Consider the following 6,988-nt stretch of genomic DNA (forward strand, 5'->3'; position numbering starts at 1 on the left):
CCACCCGGAATGCCCTCACTCAGCCGAAGGTGAAGGCGAACGCCTCGACTCCGGGGTCGAGGAACTCGATCGTGAACGTCCGCTCGCCGACCTCACCCTTTTGGCGGATCAGCTGGTAGAGCCGCTCGCGCTCGAATGTGCCGATGCCGTCGGCCGCGACGTCGCCGCCGGAGTCCGCTCCCGGGGCCTTGCCGTCGAGGGTCACTCGGAAGCGCACCGGCCGTCCGCCGGGCGAGGCCAGTACCAGGTGCAGGTCGCGCGCGTGGAAACGGTAGTGGATCTTCGCTCCGGCGGTGCCTGAACGGGCGCTTTTCTCGCCGACCGTCCAGCCGCCCTCGAGCGCCCAGTCGTTGAGCTTCAGCGGCGCGGACCGGTACCGGGCGGGGCGATCGCGGACCAGGCCGCCCGGCGAAACGAAGCGCTCCGCTCGCCAGTAGCCGATGTAGGTCTCCGGCGACTTGAGCGCGGCGATCGCGGCCGCGGCTTCGGAGTCGTCGCGCGCGACGGCCCGTGCCATTGGCCCCCCTTTCGGCGCCCGGCCGGCTTCGGCGAGCAGCTGGCGGATCACCTGCTCCGACCGGCGGTAGCCGCCCTCGCCGAAATGGTGGAAGCGCACCCGGCCCTTGGCGTCGATGAAGTAATGCGCCGGCCAGTAATTGTTCTTGAGCGCGGTCCACAGCTTGTACTTGTTGTCGAGCGCGACCGGATAGCGGATGCCGAGGTCGCGCACGGCTTTGCGCACATTGTCGGGCTCGCGTTCGAACGCGAACTCGGGCGCGTGGACTCCAATTACCACCAGCCCGTCCTTTGCGTAGCGCTCGTGCCAGGCGCGGACGAAGGGGATGGAGCGCAGGCAGTTGATGCAGCTGTAGGTCCAGAAGTCGATCAGCACGACCTTGCCGCGCAGCTGCTCGCGGGTCAGCGGCGGGCCGTTGATCCACGGGCCGAGCCCGTCGAGCGGCGGCAGCGTGCCTTCGACCGGCAGGATCAACTGTCCGCCGGCGCCGACCGCCACCTTGCTGTCGGCGGCGATCCCGCCGACTCCGAGCTTGCGCGCCAGAGTGCTTTCGAGGCTCGCGGTCTGGGTCGCCGACAGCCGGGCCAGCACGCGCGTGTCGAGCCCCAGCGCGATTCCCGAAACCCCGAGCAGCACCAGCACCCCGAGCACCTGGCGGATGCGCTCGCTGGCGCCGAGCGACTTCTTCATCCGGGCGAAGACCTTGCCGCCGACCAGCAGCGCGAGGCCCAGCGAGGTCGCCGCGCCGAGCGCGTAGGCGAGCAGCAGCAAGGTCGTGTTGATGCTCGCGCCCTCGATCGCGGCGGCGGTGAAGATGATGCCGAGGATCGGCCCCGCGCAGGGCGCCCACAGCAGCCCGGTCGCTGCGCCGAGCAGCAGCGACGAGCCGATGCTGTCGCCGCCGGGCCTGCTTGTGGCGCGCTCCGACAGCCGCGAACCGAACGCGACCAGCGGCCGGGTCATTCGCTCCGACAATGACGGCACGACGAGCGCGAGACCGAACAGCGCCAGCAGCGCCAGGGCCGCCCAGCGGCCGACCTCGTTGGCGCGGACCGCCCAGCCGCCGCCGACCGCGGCCAGGGTCGCGACCGCGGCGAAGGTCAGCGCCATTCCGGCGAGCAGCGGCAAGGCGCCCCGCACAAAGCCGCGGTCGGCGCGCGCGAAGACGAACGGCAGCACCGGCAGGATGCACGGGCTGAGGATGGTCAGCACCCCGCCGAGGTAGGCGAGCAGGACGATCAGCATCGAAAGGTCGAGTGGCTCAAGCCGGCTGGAATCGGAGCGCCAGCCCGTTCAGGCAATAGCGAAGGCCGGTCGGCTTGGGCCCGTCGCGGAAGACGTGGCCGAGATGACCGCCGCACCGCGCGCACAGCACCTCGGTTCGCGCCATGAGAAAGCTGCGGTCCTCGTGGGTGACGATCGCCTTTGGAAGCGGCCTGTAGAAACTCGGCCAGCCGGTGCCGCTTTCGAACTTGGTCGCCGACGGGAACAGCGGATTGGCGCAGCCGGCGCACAGATAGCGGCCGCGGCGACGCTCCTTGTTGAGCGGGCTCGAATAGGACCGCTCGGTCCCCGCCTCGCGCAGGATGCGGTAACGTTGCGGCCCGAGCTGCCTGCGCCACTCGGCCGCGGTCTTGGTGACGGGGTAACGGGCCGCCGCCGCGTCGCTCGACCGGCCGAGCAGAAGCGCGCCCGCCACCGCCGCGCCGCCGCTTGCAAGCAATGTCCTTCGGTCGATCATCGGTCAGCCTCTAGCGCGAACTCACCTGAACGGCAGCTGGCGGAGCGGGAGGGATTCGAACCCTCGATACGGTTTTGCCGTATACTCACTTTCCAGGCGAGCGCCTTCGACCACTCGGCCACCGCTCCGCATGCACTGGAAGGACCAGCCATCTAGGGTGGGGCGCGTTTGCGGGCAAGGTTGCGCGGCTTGCCGCCTCCGCAACGCGACCCTAGGGCGCTGGGTCATGGATGAGGCCGAGATCCGACGCAGCCACGGGCCCGCGCCGTCGGCCGCGGACATTGAGGCGATCGCCCGGCGGACGCTCGACGCTTTGCCCGAGCCGTTCGCCAGCCACTTGAAGGACGTCGTGCTGCAGGTCGACGAGTTCGCCAGCGACGAGATTTTGGAGTCGATGGGGATCGACGATCCGTTCGATCTCACCGGCCTCTACGAAGGGGTGCCGCTCAACCACAAGAGCGTCGACCTTTCGGGCAACCTGCCGGACCGGATCCTGCTGTTCCGCCGGCCAATCCTCGACGAATGGGCCGATGGCGAGGACAGTCTCGAGCGCCTCGTCGCGCACATCCTGATCCATGAGGCGGGGCATCATTTCGGCTTTTCGGACGCCGACATGCACGCGCTCGAGGAATCGGTCCGGTGAAGCCGCTTCTCAGGTTCGAAGGAGTGACCCTGCGGCGCGGCGGGCAGCTACTGCTGGAAGGGCTCGACCTCAGGCTCGGCCCCGGCGAAGCGCTGCACGTGACCGGCCCCAACGGCAGCGGCAAGACCAGCCTCATCCGCCTCGCTGCGGGCCTGCTGCGGGCGGATGCGGGGCGGGTCGAGCGCAGCGCGCTGGCGCTGTCGGACGAGATGCTGGCGCTCGACCGCGAGCTGCCGCTGCGCAAGGCGCTGATGTTCTGGGCCCGGCTTGGCGGCACCGCCGACCGGCTCGCCGGCGCGATGGATGCGATGGGCCTCGCCGGGCTCGCCGAGGTCCCGGTGCGGCTGCTGTCGTCGGGCCAGGCGAAGCGCGCGACGCTCGCCCGGGTCGCCGCGTCGGAAGCGAAACTGTGGCTGCTCGACGAGCCGCTCAACGGTCTCGATGCAAACGGCGTCGAGCGGCTCGAGGCGCTGGTCGCGAGCCATCGCGCGGCGGGCGGAGCGGTGCTTGCAGCATCGCATTCGACCCTCGGCGGAGACTGGGCACGGCTGGAGCTCGGCCAAGGGGCATTCGCGTGACCGCACTCATTGCCCGCGACGTTCGCCGAGCCCTCGGCGGGGCGGCCTGGCTTCCGCTCGCCTTCTTCCTGCTGGTCGCGACGCTGGTTCCGTTCGCGGTCGGGCCCGACGCGCAATTGCTCGAGCGGATTGGCGGCGGAGCGCTGTGGATCGCGGCCCTGACCGCGGCGCTGCTGCCGATCGAGCGGCTGGTCGAACCGGATCGCGCCGAGGGAGTGCTCGACCAGCTCGCGCTTCACGGGCTGACCGAGGAGAGCGTCGCGGTTGCCAAGATCGTCGCTCACTGGCTGACCTTTGCGCCGCTGCTGCTGCTCGCCGCGGTGCCGGGTTCGACGCTGCTCGGGCTCGGCTCCGAGGGGCTGAAAATGACGCTGCTCGCGCTGGCGGTCGGGACTCCGGGGCTGGCGGGGCTGGCGGTCGCGGTCGCGGCGCTGACCGCCGGGCTGCCGCGCGCCGGGGCGCTGGCCGGGATCCTTCTGCTGCCGCTTGCGGTGCCGTTGCTGATCTTCGGCGCGGCGGCGAGCGGCGCGGGCGAATCTGGCGGCGGCTCGGGTGCGCTGCTGCTCGAGGCGGCGGTGTCGTTGCTGCTCTGCGCCGGCGCGCCGTTCGTCGCCGGAGCCGCGATCCGCGCCGGGCGCACGTAATCCCGTCTAGTCCTTGCTCCACCTCGCGAAGATCGCGGTCGGCAGCAGCAGTCCGCGGGCTTCCTCGCGCACCGCCATCTCACCGGCCTCGACGGTGCCCCCGAGGTCGCCGAGAGTCTGCCGGACCAGCTCGCCGATCGCCAGCGCCGACATCCGAACCGCATAGACGGTGAGCACCAGGAACCGGCTGTCGGCATCGAGCAATCGGCGGCAGTCGGCGAGCAAGCCGCCGAGATGCTCCTCGAGCCGCCACACTTCGCCTTCGGGGCCGCGGCCGAACTTGGGCGGGTCGAGCAGGATTCCTTCGTAGCGGCGGCCGCGCCGCACCTCGCGGGCCGTGAACTTGCGCGCGTCGTCGACGATCCAGCGGATCGGCCGGTCGGCCATTGCCGACAGCGCGGCATTGGCCTTGCCGCCCTCGACCGATTTCTTCGACGCGTCGACGTGGACCAGCCGGGCGCCGGCATCGCTGAGCAGCAGGCTGCCGACGCCCGTGTAGCCGAACAGGTTGAGGACCTCCTTGTCCTCGGAGCCGCTTGCCTCGACGTTGGCGCGCATCCAGTCCCATTGCGGCGCCATGTCGGGAAAGAATCCCAAGTGGCGGAACGGAGTCAGCGAGGCGTGGAACCGGACCGGACCGCGCGCCAATTCCCATTCGCGGGGGACTCCCCGGTGCTCGACCCAGCGCCCGCCGCCCTCCTCGTCGGAGCCGGGGACGAAGGTCGCGTCGGGCTCCCAGTCGGCGTTCGCCGCCGCCCACATCGCCTGCGGTTCCGGCCGCGCGACCGTCACCGGCCCGTACCGCTCGAGCTTCTGGCCGCCGCCGCTGTCGACCAGCCCCCAATCGTCCCAGGGCTCGGCGACGATCGTTTGGAGCGGACTCACGCAGCCAGCGCCAGCTTCGCCCCCACCGATGCGACGGCCACCGGCCCGTCGAGCAAGGCGGCTCCCGCGGCGCGGGCCGCCGGCGCATCCACCGCCCGAAGGTTGGCGATCAGCTCGTCGGGAGAAACGATCCGGCCGAAAATCTCGATCGAGCGGGCAAGATGGTCGGCCCGGCCCTGCGGCGATTCCTGGCTCATCAGCAGCCCGGCCTCGATCTGCGCGCGCGCCCGCTGGACTTCGGGCTCGCTCAGGGTCTCGGAGGCCTGGCCGAGCACCTCGCGGGCGAGAGCGATCGATTCCGCGGCTCGGGCGCGGTCGGCGGCGCAGCCGATGCCGACCAGCCCGGTGTCGTCGAAGCCCTGGTTCCACGCATAGATCGAGTAAGCGAGGCCGCGTTCCTCGCGCAGTTCCTGGAACAGCCGCGACGAGCTCCCGCCGCCCAGCGCCTGGACGAAGATCGACAGCGCCGGGACTTGCGGGTCGGCGCTTCGAAGGCCGGGCAGCGCAACGCACCAATGCGCCTGCTCGAACACTCGGCGATCGTTGCGCACGCCGCGGGTGAATCGCGCCGGTTCGATCGCGGGCTCGGGCGTCGGTTCCAGGTCGCCGAACAACCGCTCGGCGAGGCCGAGCAGCGCTTGCCCGTCGACCTTGCCGCCGGCCGCGAGGATCAGCCGCGACGGCACGAACTGCTGGTCCAGCCAGCCCAGGCAGTCGTCGCGGCCAATGGCGCGCACCGTCTCCGCCCGGCCCAGCACCGAGCGGCCGATCGCCTGCCCATCGAACGCCGCTTCGAACAGATGGTCGTGGACCAGATCGTCGGGCGAATCGACGCACTCGCCGAGCTCGGACAGGATCACCTGCTTTTCGCGCTCGAGATGCGCGTCGTCGAAGTGCGGAGCCCGCACCAGGTCCGCGATCAGCTCGGCGACCAACGGCAGGTCGCGGGCCAAAGCGCGGCCGTGGAACGCCGTCTGGTCGCGCGATGTCCAGGCGTTGAGGTGGCCGCCGACATCCTCGATCGCCTCGGCAAGCGCGCGCGTGTCGCGGCCGCGAGCGCCCTTGAACACCATATGCTCGACGAGGTGGGCGAGGCCCGACAGCGGCTCGGGCTCGGACCGCGAGCCGACCTTCGCGTACAGGCCGAGCGCGACCGATTCCGAGCCGGGAAGCGGGTCGATCGCGACCGACAGGCCGTTGGCAAGGCGGTGGAGGTCGGCGCTCATGCCTTGTTCGCCTCGTCGTTCAGTTTCTTGCGCAGCGCGAGGGCGTAGATCACCGCGGCGATCAGCGCGAACAGGAACCATTGCACCGCGTAGGACCGGTGATTGTTGGGGATCTGGGCGATCGACGGCGGAGCGCTCGGCTCGAGCCCCGGCGGGGCCGTCGCGGCGACCAGCCGCATGCGCGACCGGCTGTCGGGAGCGATGATGCCGCTGACCGGTCCGCCCGGCCAGTTGACGGCGACATTCGGGTTCTTCGACCAGCCGACCTCGACGCTCATCCCCGGCCCTTCGATGCCCGTGCTGCAATCGACGATCTGGACGTAGCCGGGGTCGCCGGCGCGATTCCGGCCGGCGGTGCTGCGCTTGGACACCGGCCTCAGGCAGACTCCCGTCGAATGGCGGAACAGCGGCAATCGGTCGCTGTGGATCGGTGTGGTCGGGAAGCTGATCGGCGGCAGGTTCTGAGCGGCTCGATAGCGGTCGAGCAACTGGTCTTTTTCCGCGGCTCGCTGAAGCTGCCAGATGCCAAGACCGATCATCACCGCGACCGCCAGGCCGACGACCGACGTCGCCAACAGCGGCAGCTTGCGGATCATCGCTTGGGCCGGCGGCGCGGGCTCGCTCACTGGCGAAGCCGCATCAGCCGTGGACCGGCGCGCCCCAGCCGCCCCACACGTAGATCGACACGAACAGGAACAGCCAGACGACGTCGACGAAGTGCCAGTACCAGGCCGCCGCCTCGAAGCCGAAATGC

At 70.6% G+C, this 6,988-nt stretch carries 9 protein-coding genes and 1 tRNA gene; 3 read left to right on the forward strand and 7 right to left on the reverse strand.

The window, feature by feature from the left end; all coding sequences use genetic code 11:
* Positions 1-19: 19 nt before the first annotated feature.
* The 3 genes from H0T81_RS04875 to H0T81_RS04885 all read right to left on the reverse strand — a co-directional run bounded on the left by H0T81_RS04875 (position 20) and on the right by H0T81_RS04885 (position 2,386).
* Positions 20-1,762, reverse strand: a complete 1,743-nt coding sequence (locus H0T81_RS04875; protein WP_294010452.1) for a cytochrome c biogenesis protein CcdA — start codon at positions 1,760-1,762, stop codon at positions 20-22.
* A gap of 16 nt (positions 1,763-1,778) precedes the next feature.
* On the reverse strand, positions 1,779-2,258 hold the full coding sequence (gene msrB / locus H0T81_RS04880; protein ID WP_294010454.1) for a peptide-methionine (R)-S-oxide reductase MsrB: 480 nt from the start codon (positions 2,256-2,258) through the stop codon (positions 1,779-1,781).
* A gap of 37 nt (positions 2,259-2,295) precedes the next feature.
* A tRNA-Ser gene (locus H0T81_RS04885) sits at positions 2,296-2,386 on the reverse strand.
* Between the two features lie 98 nt (positions 2,387-2,484).
* Between H0T81_RS04885 and H0T81_RS04890 the strand changes: the two genes are divergently transcribed.
* Genes H0T81_RS04890 through H0T81_RS04900 form a run of 3 tightly spaced genes read left to right on the forward strand, consistent with a single transcriptional unit; the run spans position 2,485 to position 4,123 of the window.
* Positions 2,485-2,901, forward strand: coding sequence for a metallopeptidase family protein (locus H0T81_RS04890; RefSeq protein WP_294010456.1), 417 nt, complete (start codon positions 2,485-2,487; stop codon positions 2,899-2,901).
* Entirely contained in the window at positions 2,898-3,479 is a 582-nt protein-coding gene (gene ccmA / locus H0T81_RS04895) for a heme ABC exporter ATP-binding protein CcmA (protein WP_294010458.1), read from the forward strand. Before H0T81_RS04890 ends, ccmA begins: the two co-directional genes overlap by 4 nt.
* Positions 3,476-4,123: a heme exporter protein CcmB gene (locus H0T81_RS04900; RefSeq protein ID WP_294010459.1), complete on the forward strand. Its 648-nt coding sequence runs from the start codon at positions 3,476-3,478 to the stop codon at positions 4,121-4,123. Before ccmA ends, H0T81_RS04900 begins: the two co-directional genes overlap by 4 nt.
* A 6-nt stretch (positions 4,124-4,129) precedes the next feature.
* Here the strand turns inward: H0T81_RS04900 and H0T81_RS04905 are convergent, their stop codons facing one another.
* From H0T81_RS04905 to H0T81_RS04920, 4 genes are all read right to left on the reverse strand, one after another.
* Positions 4,130-5,008 (reverse strand): class I SAM-dependent methyltransferase, encoded by an 879-nt coding sequence (locus H0T81_RS04905; RefSeq protein WP_294010460.1) that lies wholly within the window; start codon positions 5,006-5,008, stop codon positions 4,130-4,132.
* Positions 5,005-6,234 (reverse strand): pitrilysin family protein, encoded by a 1,230-nt coding sequence (locus H0T81_RS04910; RefSeq protein ID WP_294010462.1) that lies wholly within the window; start codon positions 6,232-6,234, stop codon positions 5,005-5,007. Before H0T81_RS04910 ends, H0T81_RS04905 begins: the two co-directional genes overlap by 4 nt.
* A complete protein-coding gene (locus H0T81_RS04915) occupies positions 6,231-6,860 on the reverse strand; it encodes an SURF1 family protein (protein ID WP_366474089.1) in 630 nt (209 codons plus the stop codon). The genes H0T81_RS04910 and H0T81_RS04915 overlap by 4 nt, the downstream gene beginning before the upstream one ends.
* A 13-nt stretch (positions 6,861-6,873) precedes the next feature.
* On the reverse strand, positions 6,874-6,988 hold a 115-nt coding region (locus H0T81_RS04920; RefSeq protein WP_294010467.1), incomplete at its 5' end, for a cytochrome c oxidase subunit 3.

It is taken from the genome of Sphingomonas sp., from assembly GCF_013812825.1.
Lineage (GTDB): Bacteria > Pseudomonadota > Alphaproteobacteria > Sphingomonadales > Sphingomonadaceae > Sphingomicrobium.

What these genes read in the sequence shown, in the direction of transcription:
- H0T81_RS04875 (WP_294010452.1), bottom strand. Translation starts at nt 1,762, where the DNA reads ATGCTGATCGTCCTGCTCGCCTACCTCGGCGGGGTGCTGACCATCCTC.
- msrB (WP_294010454.1), bottom strand. Translation starts at nt 2,258, where the DNA reads ATGATCGACCGAAGGACATTGCTTGCAAGCGGCGGCGCGGCGGTGGCG.
- H0T81_RS04890 (WP_294010456.1), top strand. Translation starts at nt 2,485, where the DNA reads ATGGATGAGGCCGAGATCCGACGCAGCCACGGGCCCGCGCCGTCGGCC.
- H0T81_RS04910 (WP_294010462.1), bottom strand. Translation starts at nt 6,234, where the DNA reads ATGAGCGCCGACCTCCACCGCCTTGCCAACGGCCTGTCGGTCGCGATC.